We start from the raw sequence: 16,768 nt of genomic DNA, 5'->3' as shown, positions 1-16,768 counted from the left end.
GAAAGGGGATGCCTAAGACGGACATGAAAAAGATCACCGACGTCCTGACGGTCAGCCCTCAGATCCATCTCGCGGATATGGCAGCGATCAAGGCAGCATGCTTCAAGACAATCATCTACAACGGCCCCGACGGGGAAGGGACAGACCAGCCCGGTTTTGCCGAGATCGCGGCCGCTGCGGAAGCGGCTGGGCTCGAAGCGTGCACCATCCCAGTGACATCTGGACAGATCATCGATGACGACGTGACCGCCTTTGCGACAGCGCTTCAGGACGGACCGCACCCGCTGCTGGCCTACTGTCGCACCGGCACGCGCTTGGCGATGCTATGGGCTTTCCATGTGGCGTGCACCCACGCTACGTCTGATATTCTGACCGCGACGGCAGCGGCGGGCTATGACCTCGGTGATGTCGCGGACCGCATCGCAAACGGCGGCAAAGTCCCCGCATTAGGCTGATGTCCTGATGCGAAATATGTCCCATGCAGAGTGCGAACTGCGTGCGCGGGACATCGCGGGTGGATTGAAACCGGCCCAACCGCATCTGTTTGCCAAAGAGTGAGGCCCATGCGCCTGAAACACTATTTCCCCATCCTTGGCTGGAGGCGCACCTGTACCCGGGCGTGGCCATTGAACGAACTGCTGGCCGCGGATCGTGACCATTATGCTAATCTGGCAGTTGCTGGCTTACGCGCTGCTGGCCGGGTTGCCGCCCGAGGCAGGGATTCGCGTACGAGCCTGAAGGACTTTCTCGGTCCAAACTTTGAGGATGAAGTGGCAGACTGGATACGGGCGGGGGCCAACCAAGCAATCATACATTGGTCGCTTGCGGAATGTGTTTCGGTGATACGGGCAGTCCTTGAGGCAGATGACCGGGCAGAGCGGTTGGCGTGTCTGCTTTCTGATGCGGTCTTGGCGCGTGCGCAGAACAAAACGATCTTGCCAGTTTCGGCACATCGCCTCACGAAAGCGATGTTGCGGGACCTGGTTGCAGACGTGCATGGAGCCGAGCTGAGAATCCAGAAACGCCTACTTGATGGGATCGAAGACGCGATCGGAATTTCACGAGAACTGGCTCAAAGGGAGAGAGCACTTCGGGCCGTGGCTTCAAAACTTCGCGCCAAGGGCGCGGACGCGGCAGTCACGATCTTCTGTCTCGGCTGCGCTAGAAGGATCTGATTGCGAGCGGGCCAAGAGCGCCCAGGCCGGGTGTGCCAAATACCTTCGTGACGACAGAGACGTTTCTGGCGACGTTCGATTTGCAGACTTTGCGAGACTTACCACAGCTTGAGTAGCGTTTCCTACTTCATCGGGTGAAGTTCTGGGTGCCGTCCACCATATGTTAGCCCATCGGAGCGTGATCAGCTTCGCATCGACCTGCTGAGCGATGAAGCCATGAAGACCAGTGCCATCGAAGGTGAGATGCTCGACCGGCTCAGCGTACAATCCTCGCTCCGCCGACAACTTGGTTTGGCGCTGGACAAGTATCCGAGCAAACCACGTGAGCAGGGCGTGGCCGAGATGATGGTCGATGTCTACTCCACCTATGCCGAGCCGCTCACGCATGAGACCCTGTTCCGGTGGCACGAGATGCTCTTGTCCCATGACCGGCATCTGGAAGCGGTCGGTGCCTATCGGCAGCACGAAGACGCGATGCAAATTGTGTCGGGCCGCCTTGATTGGCCGGTCATGCATTTTGAGGCACCGTCATCCGCGCAGGTTCCAGACGAGATGGACCGGTATGTCGATTGGTTCAACAAGACCGCGCCGGGTGCGGAAGAACCGTTACCGGCGCTAACGCGGGCAGGTCTCAGTCATCTCTACTTTGAAAGCACCCATCCCTTTGAGGACGGAAAAGGGCGTTTGGGGCGGGCCATGGCAGAGAAGTCGCTGGCTCAGAACATCGGCCAGCCGAGCCTCATTGCTTTGGCTTTTACGATTGAGCGGGCGCGGAAGGTGTACTATGACCAGCTTGAGCAGCACCAGAAGACATTGGAGGTCGCGCCCTAGCTGGATTGGTTCGCCGAAATCGTTCTGACAGCGCAACAGGTTACTCTTGATCGTGTCGGGTTCTTCATCACGAAGGCACATTTCTACGACCATCACCGCGAAAGGTTGAACGAGCGGTAGGCCAAAGCGATCGAGCGGATCTTCCGTGAAGGCCCCGAGGGTTTTAAGGGTGGCCTGAGCGCCGAGAACTACATTTCAATTACTTGCACGTCCCGCGCGACAGCGACGAGGGACCTACAGAACTTCGTTTAAATGGGTGCCGTCACCCGCACTGGGGAGAGGCGGTACACACGTTACTGGCTCAAGCTCGAAACAACATCTCTCTAGCCTTCTTGGTACGGTGGGCGGGAAGCAGACCTTCGCTGCAGGTGGACAGCTGTCGGATCAGCGTTCTTCCTTCAGATTTTGGGCCGCTGCGGTGAACGGGGATCAATCTGTTTTCCGTAGGCTATATATTCCAATAGTTGTACGCCCAAGACACCTGCGGCGGCGATTTGATTGGACGAGTAAAGACGTGGGGCGGCCCTTGGACCGCCCCTTGCTGTTTTTAGCCGAGTTCCTGAAGTCGGGCGATGGCCGCTTTCATTTCAGCCTCTTCCCCTTCGCGCAAGCGCAGGTTTTCCTTGGCTTCTGCGACCACCTCATCCGGCGCTGAGGCCACGAATTTCGGGTTGTTCAGCCGGGCACGCAGCCCGCCCAGTTCTTTGCCCAGCTTCTGCATCGTCTTTTCCAAACGCGCAATTTCCGAGCCCACGTCAATCAACCCTTCCAGCGGGATCCCAAAGGTCCCGCCATCCGTGGGAATTGTGACGCAGCCTTTGGGGAAACTGTCCACGTGTTCCAGGCTTTCGATCCGGGCCAGCCGCTGGATCAGTGCCGCGTTGTTGTCCCAGGCCGATTGTCCCTTGGTGTCTAGTCCCATGACAAGCAATGGCACTTTTGCGCCTGCCGGCACATGGACTTGCGCGCGCGCAGAACGGATGCTTTCGATTAGCCCGATCACCCAGTTCATTTCGCGGTCTGCATCAACGTCGACCAGTTCCGTCCCGTATTCCGGCCAATCGGCGTGGATGAGCATTTTGGCGCGGTCGCCCGCCAGCCCCCAAAGCTCTTCAGTAATGAACGGCATGATCGGGTGCAGCATGATCAGGCATTGATCAAGCACCCAGCGCAGAGTCTGTTCGGTCTCGGCCTTGGCCGCCGCATCATCGCCTTGCAGGATGGGTTTGGAAAACTCCAGATACCAGTCGCAGACTTTGCCCCAGGTGAATGCGTAAAGCGCGTCGGCCGCATCATTGAACCGGTAGCTTTCCATGCCCGCATCGACGGCCTCGCGGACTTTGCCGGTTTCGCCGATAATCCACTTGTTGAGCGTCTGCGTGGCTTCGGGTCGTGCTGCGTCGCCCAGATAGGGGATCTGGTAGTGATCGGCGAAGCTGAAGGCGTTCCACAGTTTTGTGCCGAAGTTGCGATACCCCTTGATCCGGTCTTCGCTGATTTTCAGAACACCGCCCAAGGCCGCCATTTGCGCGTTGGAAAAACGGAGAGCATCTGCGCCGTAGGCGTCGATCATGTCGAGCGGGTCGATGACGTTGCCGCGCGTCTTCGACATCTTCTCGCCCTTCGCGTCGCGGACAAGCTGGTGCAGGTAGACGGTGTGGAATGGATCGTCTTGCAGGACGGCTTGCGACATCATCATCATCCGCGCAACCCAAGGGAACAGGATGTCCTGGCCGGTGACGAGAACGTCGCCGGGGAAGTATTTCATCGCCGGGTCGTTTTCGTTGGGCCAACCGAGCGTACCAAAGGGCCAGAGCCCGGAGGAGAACCAGGTGTCTAGAACGTCTTCATCCCGGGAGATAGCGATTTCTGTGATCCGACCTTCATCGGTAAAACCCCATGAAGCGTCCGCTGTAGCGACATGATGTCCCGCCGCTTTTACTCGTTCAGCCCAATCGCCTTCGATCATTTGAAAGTCGTCGATTTCGACTTCGTAGCCTAAGAGTTCTTTGTACTTTGCCTTGGCTAGTTCTACTGCCGCTCCATGGTTGGGTGCGCAGAACTGCAATTGATTTTGTGCGGAGAGCTCGCCCTGGGGCGTAACAGAAGGTCCGAACCAAACCGGGATCTGGTGCCCCCACCAGAGCTGCCGCGAGATGCACCAGGGTTCGATGTTTTCCAGCCAGTGATAAAAGACCTTTTCGCCAGATTCCGGCATGATCTTGACCCGGCCTTCGCGGACGGCATCCAGCGCGGGCTGAACGATTTTGGACGAGTCCACAAACCATTGGTCGGTCAGCATCGGTTCGATGACCACTTTGGAGCGGTCGCCGAACGGTTGCATGATTTTTTTGGCCTCTACGAACGGGATAGTCGCAGGCAGTTCAAGCTGGTCGCCATCGGGTGCCTCGGCGGTTTCAAGCGCCGGGTTTGCGATCATAACCGCGTTCCCCTCTGCCGTGATATCCGCGACGATGCGCGCGCGCGCCTCAAGTCGGTCAAGGCCCCGGTATTCATCGGGGACGAGGTTCATCGCGGCAACTTTGCCTTCGTCGAAACCCTCTTCACCCCGGGCAATGCGCTGTGCGCTGGCGGCCGCTGTGGCATACGGTTCACCGTCGTCGCGCATGTGCGCCTTGGTGTCCATGAGGTTGTACATCGGGATGTTGCCGCGTTTTGCAACTTCGTAGTCGTTGAAGTCATGCGCGCCGGTGATCTTGACCGCACCGGACCCGAAATCCGGATCGGGGTAGCGATCGGTGATGATTGGGATCAGGCGGCGGTGTTCCTTGGGGCCAACCGGGATTTCGCAAAGCTTACCGACAATGGGGGCATATCGCTTGTCCTCGGGGTGTACCGCAACGGCGCCGTCGCCCAGCATTGTTTCCGGCCGGGTCGTGGCGATTGAGATGTAGTCGCGCATCTCGCGGAGGGTGACGTTGCCGTCTTCGTCCTTCTCGACATATTCATAGGTTTGCCCATCCGCGAGCGGGTATTTGAAGTGCCACATATGGCCGTCAACTTCATTGTTCTCGACTTCGAGATCGGAAATTGCCGTTTCAAAATGGGGGTCCCAGTTGACCAGTCGTTTGCCGCGATAGATCAGGCCATCGTTGTACATCTGCACAAAGACCTTGAGCACGGCGTCATGGAAGTTACCGGGCTTCTCTGTCGCGGGTGCGCTTGCAGCCCCGGACATGGTAAAGGCCGAGCGTTCCCAATCCATACTATCGCCCAGACGACGAGCCTGCTTTTCGATCACGCCACCCTTGTCCGCTTTCCAGTCCCAAACTTTCGAGATGAATTCGTCCCGGGGCATCTCGGACCGTTTCCGGTTCTCTCCATCCGCGGCCATCTGTTTTTCAACCATCAACTGGGTTGCGATGCCCGCGTGATCCAGCCCGGGCTGCCACAGGACATCATATCCCTGCATCCGCTTCCAACGGGTCAGCATGTCCATTAACGTGTGGTTAAACGCGTGGCCCACATGCAAAAAACCGGTCACATTGGGCGGGGGCAGTTGAATACAGAATGTGTCCGCACCGGGTTTGGCATTGGCCCCGGCTGCAAACGCGCCTGAATCTTCCCACATCTTGTATATGCGCGGTTCGGCCTCGGCTGCGTTGAATGTCTTTTCCATCTGCGACTTCCATTGTCTTACGTGGGCTATACTCCAGACCATATCCAACAAGAAGACCCTAAAGCCCAGCCGAAATAGTCGAGTTGGAGTTTCCCCGGTTGTATGCGCGGTTATGGGTATGGAGACGCCTGCCTGTCAGCGGCGGTTCCTTTCCATCTGGTCGGAGACTCATAGCCCAAAGCGGAAAGGTGACGCGAGGGGGGTAGCCCCATGCAACGTACTCGACTTGTATGGCGACCCGGGCACACCGTAGAGGTTGCGCGGTGTAACCGCCATGTTCATCGCATCCAAAACAAGCGGCACCTTTTGGTCGTTCCCCATAGCCTAGCGGACAATGTGGCTACTGAAGGTATCCGTGATGTATTGGCCAGTATCCACGCCCACTCCCGACGCAGCGGGGGCAGGCCCACTAGCCTCCAAAATCATCCAGCATGATATCTTCGCGATCGACACCAAGGTCCATCAGCATGTTGATGCAGGATGAGTTCATGATTGGAGGACCACACATGTAATATTCGCAGTCTTCTGGTGCGGGATGATCCTTGAGATATTCATCATGCAGCACGTTGTGAATGAAGCCCGTGTATCCCGTCCACTCATCTTCTGGCAGCGAGTCCGAGAGGGCAACGTGCCAGGTGAAGTTGGGAAACTCCTTGGCCAGCTCGTCGAAATCCTCGACAAAAAACATCTCTTTTTTCGACCGCGCACCGTACCAGAACGTGATCTTGCGATCGCGGTTTTTGAGGCGCTTGAGCTGGTCGAAGATGTGGCTGCGCATGGGCGCCATGCCCGCGCCGCCGCCAATGAACACCATTTCCTTTTGCGTATCGCGGGCGAAAAACTCGCCAAACGGGCCGGAAATTGTCACCTTGTCGCCGGGCTTGAGATTGAAGATGTAGGACGACATCTGCCCCGGGGGGACATCTGATCCCGGAGGCGGCGAGGCCACCCGGACGTTGAGCATGATCAGCCCCTTTTCCTCGGGGTAGTTGGCCATCGAATAGGCCCGCTCAATCGGCTCTGCCACAGTGGACTTGTATTGCCACAGATTGAACTTGTCCCAATCCTCGCGATACTCTTCCTGAACGTCGAAATCATCATAGCTCAGCGCGTGCTGGGGCGCTTCGATCTGGATGTAGCCACCCGCGCGGAAGTTCACATCCTCGCCTTCGGGCAATTCCAGCACGAGGTTCTTGATGAACGTCGCCACGTTTTCGTTCGACCGAACCGTGCATTCCCACTTTTTGACGCCGAACACCTCTTCGGGCACCTCGACCTCCATATCCTGCTTGACCGCAACCTGACAGGACAGGCGGTCACCACAAGAGGCTTCGCGCTTGGTGATGTGGCTTTCTTCGGTGGGCAGGATGGACCCGCCACCGGAATGGATGCGCACGCGGCATTGGGCGCAGGTGCCGCCGCCGCCGCAGGCCGACGGTACAAAGAGCTTTTGCTCGGCCAGGGTTTGCAAGAGCTTGCCACCGGCGGGCACCGAGATCGTCTTTTCGCCATTGATGGTGATGTTCACATTGCCGCTTGAGACAAGCTTTGACCGGGCGGCGAGGATGATTGTCACCAGCGCCAGCACGATCAACGTGAACAGAAGAATACCAAGACCAAAGGTTGCCATAACAATCGCCCCTTACAGTTTCACGCCGGAGAACGACATGAACGCCATGGCCATGAGGCCCGCGGTGATGAAGGTGATGCCGAGGCCCTGCAGGCCGTCGGGGATGTCAGAGTATTTCAGCTTTTCGCGCACGCCCGCCATGGCCGTGATGGCCAAGGCCCAGCCAAACCCGGACGAGACGCCATAGGTGACGCTTTCGCCGAAATCGTACCCGCGTTCAACCATGAACAGCGACCCACCGAGGATGGCGCAGTTCACGGTGATCAGGGGCAGGAACACACCCAGCGCGTTGTAGAGCGGCGGGAAGTACTTATCGAGCACCATCTCGAGGATTTGCACGAGAGCGGCGATCACTCCGATATAGGAGATCAGGCCAAGAAAGGTCAGGTCAACCTCACCGAACCCGGCCCATGCCAGCGCGCCGGGGGCGAGCAGATAGGTCAGGATCAGGTTGTTGGCGGGCACCGTGATCGACTGCACGACCATAACCGAAATCCCAAGCCCGATGGCTGTCGAAATCTTCTTGGACACCGCGATGAACGTGCACATGCCAAGAAAGAACGACAGGGCAAGGTTTTCGACAAAGATCGCTTTGACGGCGAGGGCGAGATAGTTCTCCATCAATGGGGCTCCATCGTCTGGATTTTGTATTCGCGTTCTTCAACCTGCTTGGGTTTCCATGCGCGGAAGGCCCAGATGATCAGGCCGATGATAAAGAAGGCCGATGGCGGCAACAGCAACATGCCATTAGGCACGTACCATCCGCCATTGTTGACTGTTGGCAGCACCGTGATGCCAAAGAGGCTGCCCGAGCCGAACAGCTCGCGAATGAAGCCGACCAGCATCAGGATAAGCCCGTAGCCCAGACCGTTTCCGACCCCGTCGATGAAGCTGTCGAGCGGCGGGTTTTTCATGGCGAACGCTTCTGCGCGCCCCATCACGATGCAATTGGTGATGATCAGGCCGACGAAGACCGAAAGGGTTTTGGAGATCTCGAAGGCGTAAGCCTTGAGCACCTGGTCCACCAGGATCACGAGCGAGGCGATGATCACCATCTGCACGATAATGCGGATGGAGCTGGGGATGTGGTTCCGGATCATCGAGATGAACATGGAGGAGAACCCGGTGACCAAGGTCACGGCGATCGTCATCACCAGTGCCACCTGCAAGGACGATGTCACGGCCAATGCTGAACAGATGCCCAGCACCTGCAAGGTGATCGGGTTGTTGTCGACCAATGGGTCGATCAGCATTTCTTTGCGTTTATGAGCCATCAGATGCCTCCCGCTTTGAGATTTTCAAGAAACGGGGCGTATCCAGCCTCGCCCATCCAGAACTTAATCAGATTGTCGACGCCAACGGAGGTCAGCGTTGCGCCTGCCAGCGCGTCAATGTGGTATTCCTCGCCCGCAGGCGGTGCGGTCTTGGCCACGGTGATTTGAAGCGCGCCTGCGTCATCGCGCAGCCGGGCACCGTTCCACAACGCACGCCAGCGCGGGTTGTCCACCTCGGCCCCCAGGCCCGGTGTTTCCGCGTGATCGTAGAATTGCAGCCCGAAGATGTCGTTGCCGTTTTCCTCGAGCGCGATGAAGCCATAGAGCGTGGACCACAGGCCGTAGCCGTGGATGGGCAGGATGACCTTGTCAATCTCGCCCGCGTCATCGCGCAGCAGATACACGGTGACGTAGTCAGACAGGCGGCCGATGCCTGCGGGATCGTTTTCGAGTGCTTGCGACGTTGCCGGATCGTCGGCAGCCGCACGATCATCAAAGGTGGCTGGATCGAACGTATCCGAGAATTGCCCGGTTGCCAGCTCGAGCACTTGGGGCTCGAACACCGAGAACGCTTTGATCACATCGACCTCAGGGTCATGAACGCCGGCCACCTGCAAAATATTGACCTGCTTGTCTTTCAACGCGTTCACAGCCTGCGCCGGACGCAACGCAACCGCGGCTGATGACACGATCATGGACGCCACGAGGCAGACCGCGACGGCAACAAAGATTGTTTTGCCGACCGAGTCGGGGGGCAGGGCAAGGAATCGCCCGATGGGCCCTTTGGGTGCGTTTTGCGGGTCTTGGTCAGACATTGCGCTTTGCCCTCCGCTTGATGTTCGCCTGTACGACAAAGTGGTCGATGAGCGGCGCAAACACGTTTCCGAACAGGATCGCGAGCATCATACCTTCGGGGAAGGCAGGGTTGATCACCCGGATCATCACAACCATGACACCGATCAGCGCGCCATAGATATAGCGACCCATATTGGTATGCGCACCCGAGACCGGTTCCGTCACCATAAAGACAAGGCCAAAGGCGTATCCGCCCAGCACGAGGTGCCAGTACCAGGGCAGGGCGAACATCGGGTTGGTGTCGGACCCTATCGCATTCAGCAAGAGCGAGAAGCCGATCATCCCGCCAAGACAGCCCAGCACCATTCGGTAGTTGGCGATTTTTGTCGCCAGCAGGAAGACAAGACCCAGCAGCGCTGCCAGTGTCGATGTTTCGCCCAGCGACCCCGGCACAAAGCCCAGGAAGCTGTCCCACCAGGTCATGCCGCGCGCGGCCAGTTCCTGAAACCCGTCAGACGCGCTGACGGCCAGCGCTGTAGCCCCGGTAAACCCGTCGACGGGCACCCAGACGCTGTCGCCGGACAGTTGGGCGGGATAGGCAAAGTACAGGAACGCCCGACCGGTCAGGGCCGGGTTGAGGAAGTTCTTGCCCGTGCCGCCAAAGACTTCCTTGCCGATCACCACGCCAAAGATGATGCCGAGGGCCACCTGCCAGAGCGGCGTCGTTGCGGGCAGGATCAGCGCGTAGAGCATGGACGAGACAAGAAAGCCCTCGTTCACCTCGTGTTTGCGCACGGTTGCGAAAATGACTTCGAAGATGCCACCGGCCACCAATGTCACAATGTAGATGGGCAGGAAGTACAAAAGCCCATGCAGCATGTTCGCGAGGGGATTGAGCGGGTTAAACCCGATCCCCAGACCGCCGATGATGGCTGCGCGCCAACCCGAGGGGCCAAATTCGGCAATCGCGAGGTTTGTCTGGTAGCCGGTGTTGTACAGTGCCATCAGAATGCACGGGACCGTCGCCAGAACGACGTAGGTCATGATCCGCTTCATATCGATGTATGATCGCGCGTGCGGTGCCGCGGTCGTGACAGTTTTGGGCGTGTAGAGAAAGCTCTCTACCATCTCGTAGATGGGGAAATAGCGCTCCCACTTGCCGCCTTTGGTGAATTGCGGCTCGATCCTGTCGAAGAAGTTGCGAAGCCCCATAACTTACCCTTCTTTCTCGATTTTTGCGAGGCAATCGCGCAGGGCGATTCCATATTCGTACTTGGCGGGACAGGCAAAGCCAACGAGGCCAAGATCCTCTTCATCCAGTTCAAGCGCCCCCAGAAGCTGGGCTTGATCAGTGTCCATCACCAGCAAGGCGCGCAGCAATTGTGTCGGCAGAAAATCCTGCGGCATCAGCTCTTCGAACGTGCCCAGCGGAACCATGGCGCGGCGACCGCCGTTCAAGTTTGAGCTCAGCGGGAAGGTTCGCTTGGCGAGGGCAGATCCAAGAACGGGCTGGACCGCGTATTTGGAAATCATCGGGCGGATCCATCCCATCGGGATCTGCGTCTTGTCCTCTTCGATGAGCGTGACCTGTCGGGCGTAGCGGCCCAGATAGGCATCGTCGCCTTCGCCAGCCCGTCCGCTCAGAACCGAGCCGGAGATCATCCTGACGGGGAGGTCAGGCAAATCGTCTGCACACAAATCTGCAAGCGATGCGCCTGCGACGGTGCGCACCAGACGCGGGTCTGTGCACGCGGGCCCCGCCAGCGCAATGATGCAGCTTGCATCATATGTTCCGGTCAGCATCAGGCGGCCGATCACGATCACATCCTGATACCCGATCGTCCAGACATACCGGTCGGGTTGTGGCGGCGTCAGAAAATGCATGTGAGTGCCAGCCAGTCCTGCGGGATGCGGACCGCTGAAATTGACGGCTTCAACACCTGCCAAGTTGCTGCCGGGCAAGGGGGCATCAGAGCTTTGGCACAGATAGGTCGGACCGTCCGTCAGTGCGGCAACTGTCTTCAGTCCCGCCTCAAACGCCTCTGCATCTTCGGTGATCGCGATCTGTGGGTTGGGTGCCAACGGCTCTGTATCCGTTGCGGTCACGTAGATGGCGATTGGTGCGCCGTCCGGTGCAGGGATCTTGGAATAGGGGCGTGTGCGGAACGATGTCCACAAACCGGCCGCGCACAGCCGCTCGACAATCCCGTCACGGGTGGTGCTGTCACCGACCTTTGAAAAGTCTACCGGTGCGGCAGAGGATTCGTGCGTATCAATCACGACGCTGATGAGCTTGCGGCGCGCCCCTCGGCTGATGGTACGGACCTTTCCGGAAACGGGCGCGACGATCTGTGCTTCGGGCATCGTCTTGTTGATCATGATCGGAGTGCCGGCGACCACCTCGTCGCCCTCTGCAACAAGAATACTTGGTTTCAGGCCAATGTAGTCGGCACCCAGCAGCCCGACGGAAGTGACGGCGCGGGCCTCCTCTACGTCTGATCTTGGGGCACCGGAGATCGGCAGGTTCAAGCCTTTTCGGAGCACAAATTGCTTCACTTTAGAGACCTTCAGTTGATGATAGCCGTTTACGGCCGATTGGCTTACGGTGTGGCCGCGTCGGTGCTAGAGCTTTTTTATGACTTTGACCATATTGAGGTTGAAGATTTTACAAATTGGTCTAAGGCCAACGCGACCGCGCAAGAAGGGGACTTTCTGTGACCGCCTCACTCAAATTGCACCGCCGTACGTTTCTCGCCATGACACTTGCCTTGGCTGCATGTAAAAACCGCACTCATCTTATTGAGATTACAGGTTTTTCCATGGGGACAACTTACAATGTTGTCGCTATAGATCACGATGGAACGTTGGACAAGCCCGAGATCAAAGAGGCGATTGACACGGCCCTTGCCGATGTCACGCGGAAGCTTTCGAATTGGGACAATGGGTCAGAAATTGCGCGCTTCAATGCCGCATCAGGTGGCGCGACACAGACGATGTCACCCGAACTATCGCGCGTCATGAACGCATCCGCACATGTGCATGAAGCAAGTGAAGGACGCTTTGACACAACCATCGGCGGTTTGATCGAATTGTGGGGCTTTGGCGCGCCCGGTGCGGCAACTGTGCCGAACTCTGATGCGGTCGCCGAAGCGATGGAGATCGCTGGCCATCAGAACGTATTGAACTTGAACGGCGACCACATGGCCAAGCGCCACGCGCAAGCGCAGATCTATCTGGCAGGGATCGGCAAGGGCTATGGCGCCGATCACATCGGTCAGGTTCTCGAGGCCTTTGGCCTGAAGGACTACATGGTCGAAATTGGTGGCGATCTTTATACGGCGGGCCTCAATCCCGATGGGTTGGCCTGGCAGATCGGGATCGAAGTGCCCAACCCAGGGGACCGTACGCTTGCCGGTGTTGTAGGGCTGTCTGGTATGGGCCTGGCAACGTCCGGCGACTACCGCAACTATTTCGAGGTGGACGGTCAGCGCTTTTCGCATTTGATTGACCCGACCACGGGGTACCCCGTGACGCATGAGACCGCTTCTGCGACTGTGCTTGCAGATAACGCGATGCTTGCGGATGCGTGGTCAACTGCGATGCTTATCCTCGGTCGCGAGAAGGGGCTCGAGGTTGCGGCAGCGCAGGATATTGCGGTTCAGTTCATCGAGCGTCGCCCCGGCGTTGAACAACAGGCCTTCAAGACATACGTCAGTCCCAGATTTGAAGCTCTTACCGCTTAGCAAAAGTCAAACGAGGCACCAGACATGGCCACTTTCCTGCTGACTTTTCTGTTTCTTCTTTTGGTGACGCTGGGAATGTCGCTTGGCGTGATCTTTATGAACAAGCGGATCAAGGGCAGCTGCGGCGGTCTTAACGCCATTGGTGACGGCAATGAATGTCTGGTTTGCCACAAGGAAATCGACCCTGATTCACCTTTGAAAGACCGGCTTGAATGCCCACGTGCCCGAAAAATGCTGGAGCGGTCCGGTCTTGATCACACGGCTTAACCGGGCAAGTCGACCGGAATAAATCCAAGGATCAGAAGGCCGCTGGCCGCAAGCAAACCGAAGACCCAATATTGATAAATGGGCCCTTCGGCCTTCCACACACGCCGATACCTATGCCCCGCCAGACAGGTGAGGCAGAAGATCAGGGTCGCCAGCGCCGGGCTGAGCGTGAGACTGCTGAAATCCATTGGCGTTCCTTGGGGCATCAACGACCTGTTGAGCCGTCAGTATTATCTTACAAACCTGATCGTCCAGCACAAAGCACCCAAGCCCGAATTCATCAGCCTGATGCCTGATTGCTGTCTCGCGATCCGTCAATGATCGTGCGCCAGGGATGCCATGTGTCTTGGGTGCGTACAGAATCCGTTTAGCTGTGCGACATACAGCGCAGGGATTTGGGTCAGCCTTGAGCATTTGATGCGATGCGTTTACGTCGGCGCAGCGCACGGATCGCCAGAATTTTATCTTTTTGCGGCAGAATTCTGTACGCCGTCGACTTGAACTTGGTTTTTTATTGTATACTACAGCATACAATTGCAGATCGGCGCGTGGATATCGTGGCGCCGGCCCAGCGGAATGCCAGACGCGGATAGACCCATGACCCTTTATACTGAATACCTGACCGAAATCGAAACACGAAAAGAACAGGGGTTGAGCCCGAAGCCCATCGATGATGGCGCTTTGACCGAAGAGGTCATTGGGTACATCAAGGATGCAAACAGCCTGCACCGTGACGATTGCCTCGACTTCTTTACTTACAACACGTTGCCCGGCACCACGAGTGCTGCGGGTGTCAAGGCCCGCTTCCTGAAAGAGATCGTTCTGGGAGAGGTCGAGGTAGATGAAATCACGCCAACCTTCGCCTTTGAATTGCTTAGTCACATGAAAGGCGGGCCTTCGGTCGAAGTGCTACTGGACCTGGCGCTTGGCACGGATGAGGGCATCGCCAAGGAAGCGGCAGAAGTCCTGAAGACACAGGTCTTCCTTTACGAAGCTGACACTGACCGGATCAAAGAGGCCTATGAAGCTGGCAACGCGATTGCCGTCGAACTGCTTCAAAGCTACGCCAACGCCGAGTTTTTCACCAAACTTCCCGACATCGACGAAGAGATAAAGGTCGTGACTTATATCGCCGCAGAAGGCGATATTTCCACCGACCTGCTTAGCCCGGGCAACCAGGCGCATTCCCGCGCCGACCGCGAGTTGCACGGCAAGTGCATGATGTCCGAGGAGGCGCAGAAAGAGATCGAGGCACTTAAGCTGAAGCATCCCGATGCGCGCGTTATGCTGATTGCCGAGAAGGGGACTATGGGCGTCGGATCCTCCCGGATGTCAGGGGTCAACAACGTGGCGCTGTGGACGGGCAAGCAGGCGTCGCCCTATGTGCCGTTTATCAACATCGCTCCGGTCGTGGCCGGAACAAACGGAATCTCTCCGATCTTTCTGACCACGGTTGGCGTGACGGGCGGGATTGGTGTCGACCTGAAGAACTGGATCAAGAAGATGGGCGAGGATGGCAAGCCGATCTTCAACAACGATGGCAACCCGGTGCTGGAACAGCGTTATTCCGTCGAAACCGGCACAGTGCTGACCATCAACACAAAGTCCAAGAAGCTGTACAGCGCGGATGGCAAGGATGAACTGGTCGATATGGCCGGATCGTTCACGCCCCAAAAAATGGAATTCATGAAGGCGGGCGGTTCTTACGCTATTGTCTTTGGTATGAAGCTGCAGACTTTTGCGGCCGAAACGCTGGGGATCGAAGCACCGGCGGTCTTTGCCCCTTCGAAAGAGATCAGCCACGAAGGTCAGGGCATGACTGCGGTCGAAAAGATTTTCAACGCCAATTCGGTTGGTGCCACACCGGGGACAATGCTGCATGCAGGTTCTGACGTGCGGGTGCGGGTCAACATCGTGGGGTCGCAGGACACCACGGGTCCGATGACGGCGCAAGAGCTTGAGGCGATGGCGGCGACCGTCCTGTCACCTTCCGTGGACGGTGCCTATCAGTCGGGCTGTCACACTGCATCTGTCTGGGATGCGAAGGCGCGGGCCAACACACCGAAGCTCATGGCATTCATGAACAAATTCGGCCTGGTAACCGGGCGCGACCCCAAGGGCGCGTACCATGCGATGACAGATGTGATCCACAAGGTACTTAACGACATTACAGTCGATGATTGGGCGATCATCATCGGCGGTGACAGCCACACGCGGATGTCAAAGGGCGTGGCATTTGGTGCGGATTCCGGCACTGTTGCCTTGGCGCTGGCCACCGGGGAAGCATCGATGCCGATCCCCGAGTCCGTGAAGGTGACCTTCAAAGGCAAGATGGCCGATCACATGGATTTCCGTGATGTGGTCCATGCGACCCAAGCCCAGATGTTGGCGCAGCATGGTGACAATGTGTTCCAGGGGCGCATCATCGAAGTGCATATCGGGACGCTACTGGCAGACCAGGCCTTTACCTTCACCGACTGGACAGCGGAGATGAAGGCCAAGGCCTCGATCTGTATCTCGAACGATGAGACGCTGATCGAAAGCCTGCAGATCGCCAAGAGCCGTATCCAGATCATGATCGAAAAGGGCATGGAGCATGAAAATGGCATGCTCGCCAAATTGATCGACATTGCTGAACAGCGCATCGCCGATATCAAATCGGGCCAGAAACCCGCGCTGACGCCGGACGATAATGCGAAATACGCAGCGGAAGTGGTGGTTGACCTTGATCAGATCGTCGAGCCCATGATTGCGGACCCCGACGTCAATAATGTCGATGTCTCCAAGCGCTACACCCACGACACGATCCGCCCGATTTCCTACTACCAGGCTGAAAAGAAGGTCGATCTTGGTTTTGTCGGGTCTTGCATGGTTCACAAAGGGGACATCAAGATCGTCGCCCAGATGCTGCGCAACCTCGAGGCGCAATATGGCGAAGTCACGTTCAAGGCGCCGCTTGTGGTGGCAGCACCAACCTACAACATCATTGATGAGCTGAAGGAAGAGGGCGACTGGGCCATCCTGCAGAAATACTGTGGCTTCGAATTCGATGATGCCGCGCCAAAGGTTCAGGCACGCACCGAGTACGAGAATATCCTCTATCTTGAGCGTCCGGGGTGTAACCTGTGTATGGGCAACCAGGAAAAGGCGGCCAAGGGTGATACTGTTCTGGCCACGTCGACGCGGCTGTTCCAGGGGCGTGTGGTTGCGGACAGCAAAACTAAGAAAGGCGAGTCCCTGCTTGGATCAACACCGGTGGTGGTCCTGTCTGCCATTTTGGGACGGACCCCGACGCTCGAGGAATACAAGGTCGCGGTTGACGGCATTAACCTTACCAAGTTTGCCCCGCCGCTCACAAAGCCGTTGGACAGCCTGTCGGTTCACTTCTAAGGTGCTGTCGGGCGGCGCGTGTT

Annotated in this window: 13 protein-coding genes and 1 pseudogene; 6 read left to right on the top strand and 8 right to left on the bottom strand. The window is 57.6% G+C overall.

What is annotated here, in order from left to right:
- Positions 1–23: 23 nt before the first annotated feature.
- The 3 genes and pseudogenes from AC53L6_RS07065 to AC53L6_RS07055 all read left to right on the top strand — a co-directional run bounded on the left by AC53L6_RS07065 (position 24) and on the right by AC53L6_RS07055 (position 2,333).
- Positions 24–455, top strand: coding sequence for a protein tyrosine phosphatase family protein (locus AC53L6_RS07065; protein WP_496907322.1), 432 nt, complete (start codon positions 24–26; stop codon positions 453–455).
- Between the two features lie 315 nt (positions 456–770).
- Entirely contained in the window at positions 771–1,175 is a 405-nt protein-coding gene (locus AC53L6_RS07060; RefSeq protein ID WP_496907321.1) for a DUF1403 family protein, read from the top strand.
- Between the two features lie 142 nt (positions 1,176–1,317).
- A pseudogene (locus tag AC53L6_RS07055) lies at positions 1,318–2,333 on the top strand (Fic family protein).
- Between the two features lie 220 nt (positions 2,334–2,553).
- On the opposite strand, the gene AC53L6_RS07050 reads toward AC53L6_RS07055, so the two are convergent.
- The 7 genes from AC53L6_RS07050 to AC53L6_RS07020 form a co-directional block, all read right to left on the bottom strand.
- Entirely contained in the window at positions 2,554–5,646 is a 3,093-nt protein-coding gene (locus AC53L6_RS07050) for a valine--tRNA ligase (RefSeq protein ID WP_496907320.1), read from the bottom strand.
- A gap of 409 nt (positions 5,647–6,055) precedes the next feature.
- Positions 6,056–7,276, bottom strand: coding sequence for an NADH:ubiquinone reductase (Na(+)-transporting) subunit F (gene nqrF, locus AC53L6_RS07045; protein WP_496907319.1), 1,221 nt, complete (start codon positions 7,274–7,276; stop codon positions 6,056–6,058).
- A gap of 12 nt (positions 7,277–7,288) precedes the next feature.
- Positions 7,289–7,897: an NADH:ubiquinone reductase (Na(+)-transporting) subunit E gene (gene nqrE / locus AC53L6_RS07040; RefSeq protein WP_299604979.1), complete on the bottom strand. Its 609-nt coding sequence runs from the start codon at positions 7,895–7,897 to the stop codon at positions 7,289–7,291.
- Positions 7,897–8,550 carry an NADH:ubiquinone reductase (Na(+)-transporting) subunit D gene (locus tag AC53L6_RS07035; protein ID WP_496907318.1) on the bottom strand — a complete coding sequence of 218 codons (654 nt, stop codon included), beginning with the start codon at positions 8,548–8,550 and terminating at the stop codon, positions 7,897–7,899. Before AC53L6_RS07035 ends, nqrE begins: the two co-directional genes overlap by 1 nt.
- Positions 8,550–9,365 carry a Na(+)-translocating NADH-quinone reductase subunit C gene (locus tag AC53L6_RS07030; RefSeq protein WP_496907317.1) on the bottom strand — a complete coding sequence of 272 codons (816 nt, stop codon included), beginning with the start codon at positions 9,363–9,365 and terminating at the stop codon, positions 8,550–8,552. Before AC53L6_RS07030 ends, AC53L6_RS07035 begins: the two co-directional genes overlap by 1 nt.
- Positions 9,358–10,557: an NADH:ubiquinone reductase (Na(+)-transporting) subunit B gene (locus tag AC53L6_RS07025; RefSeq protein WP_496907316.1), complete on the bottom strand. Its 1,200-nt coding sequence runs from the start codon at positions 10,555–10,557 to the stop codon at positions 9,358–9,360. Before AC53L6_RS07025 ends, AC53L6_RS07030 begins: the two co-directional genes overlap by 8 nt.
- Positions 10,558–10,560: 3 nt before the next feature.
- On the bottom strand, positions 10,561–11,901 hold the full coding sequence (locus tag AC53L6_RS07020) for a Na(+)-translocating NADH-quinone reductase subunit A (RefSeq protein WP_496907315.1): 1,341 nt from the start codon (positions 11,899–11,901) through the stop codon (positions 10,561–10,563).
- Between the two features lie 263 nt (positions 11,902–12,164).
- Here AC53L6_RS07020 and AC53L6_RS07015 point away from each other — a divergent pair, with 263 nt between their 5' ends.
- Both AC53L6_RS07015 and nqrM read left to right on the top strand, forming a co-directional pair.
- A complete protein-coding gene (locus AC53L6_RS07015) occupies positions 12,165–13,088 on the top strand; it encodes an FAD:protein FMN transferase (RefSeq protein ID WP_496907314.1) in 924 nt (307 codons plus the stop codon).
- A 24-nt stretch (positions 13,089–13,112) separates the two neighbouring features.
- Entirely contained in the window at positions 13,113–13,355 is a 243-nt protein-coding gene (nqrM, locus tag AC53L6_RS07010; protein ID WP_299206298.1) for a (Na+)-NQR maturation NqrM, read from the top strand.
- Here the strand turns inward: nqrM and AC53L6_RS07005 are convergent.
- On the bottom strand, positions 13,352–13,543 hold the full coding sequence (locus tag AC53L6_RS07005; RefSeq protein ID WP_299206296.1) for a hypothetical protein: 192 nt from the start codon (positions 13,541–13,543) through the stop codon (positions 13,352–13,354). The genes nqrM and AC53L6_RS07005 overlap by 4 nt on opposite strands.
- Before the next feature lie 409 nt (positions 13,544–13,952).
- On the opposite strand from AC53L6_RS07005, the gene AC53L6_RS07000 reads away from it, so the two are divergent.
- The gene (locus tag AC53L6_RS07000; RefSeq protein WP_496907313.1) at positions 13,953–16,745 is read left to right on the top strand and encodes a bifunctional aconitate hydratase 2/2-methylisocitrate dehydratase; all 2,793 of its coding nucleotides are present in this window, start codon (positions 13,953–13,955) and stop codon (positions 16,743–16,745) included.
- Positions 16,746–16,768: the final 23 nt, after the last annotated feature.

It is taken from the genome of Tateyamaria sp. LSS28, assembly GCF_059611725.1.
The sequence above is the reverse complement of the archived record's forward strand: the minus strand, read 5'-3'. Positions and strand labels throughout refer to the sequence as shown.

Coding starts and splice junctions, on each gene's coding strand:
- AC53L6_RS07000 (WP_496907313.1), top strand. CDS start 13,953: ATGACCCTTTATACTGAATACCTGACCGAAATCGAAACACGAAAAGAA.
- AC53L6_RS07015 (WP_496907314.1), top strand. CDS start 12,165: ATGGGGACAACTTACAATGTTGTCGCTATAGATCACGATGGAACGTTG.
- AC53L6_RS07050 (WP_496907320.1), bottom strand. CDS start 5,646: ATGGAAAAGACATTCAACGCAGCCGAGGCCGAACCGCGCATATACAAG.
- AC53L6_RS07035 (WP_496907318.1), bottom strand. CDS start 8,550: ATGGCTCATAAACGCAAAGAAATGCTGATCGACCCATTGGTCGACAAC.
- AC53L6_RS07025 (WP_496907316.1), bottom strand. CDS start 10,557: ATGGGGCTTCGCAACTTCTTCGACAGGATCGAGCCGCAATTCACCAAA.
- nqrF (WP_496907319.1), bottom strand. CDS start 7,276: ATGGCAACCTTTGGTCTTGGTATTCTTCTGTTCACGTTGATCGTGCTG.
- AC53L6_RS07005 (WP_299206296.1), bottom strand. CDS start 13,543: ATGGATTTCAGCAGTCTCACGCTCAGCCCGGCGCTGGCGACCCTGATC.
- AC53L6_RS07065 (WP_496907322.1), top strand. CDS start 24: ATGAAAAAGATCACCGACGTCCTGACGGTCAGCCCTCAGATCCATCTC.
- nqrE (WP_299604979.1), bottom strand. CDS start 7,897: ATGGAGAACTATCTCGCCCTCGCCGTCAAAGCGATCTTTGTCGAAAAC.
- nqrM (WP_299206298.1), top strand. CDS start 13,113: ATGGCCACTTTCCTGCTGACTTTTCTGTTTCTTCTTTTGGTGACGCTG.
- AC53L6_RS07030 (WP_496907317.1), bottom strand. CDS start 9,365: ATGTCTGACCAAGACCCGCAAAACGCACCCAAAGGGCCCATCGGGCGA.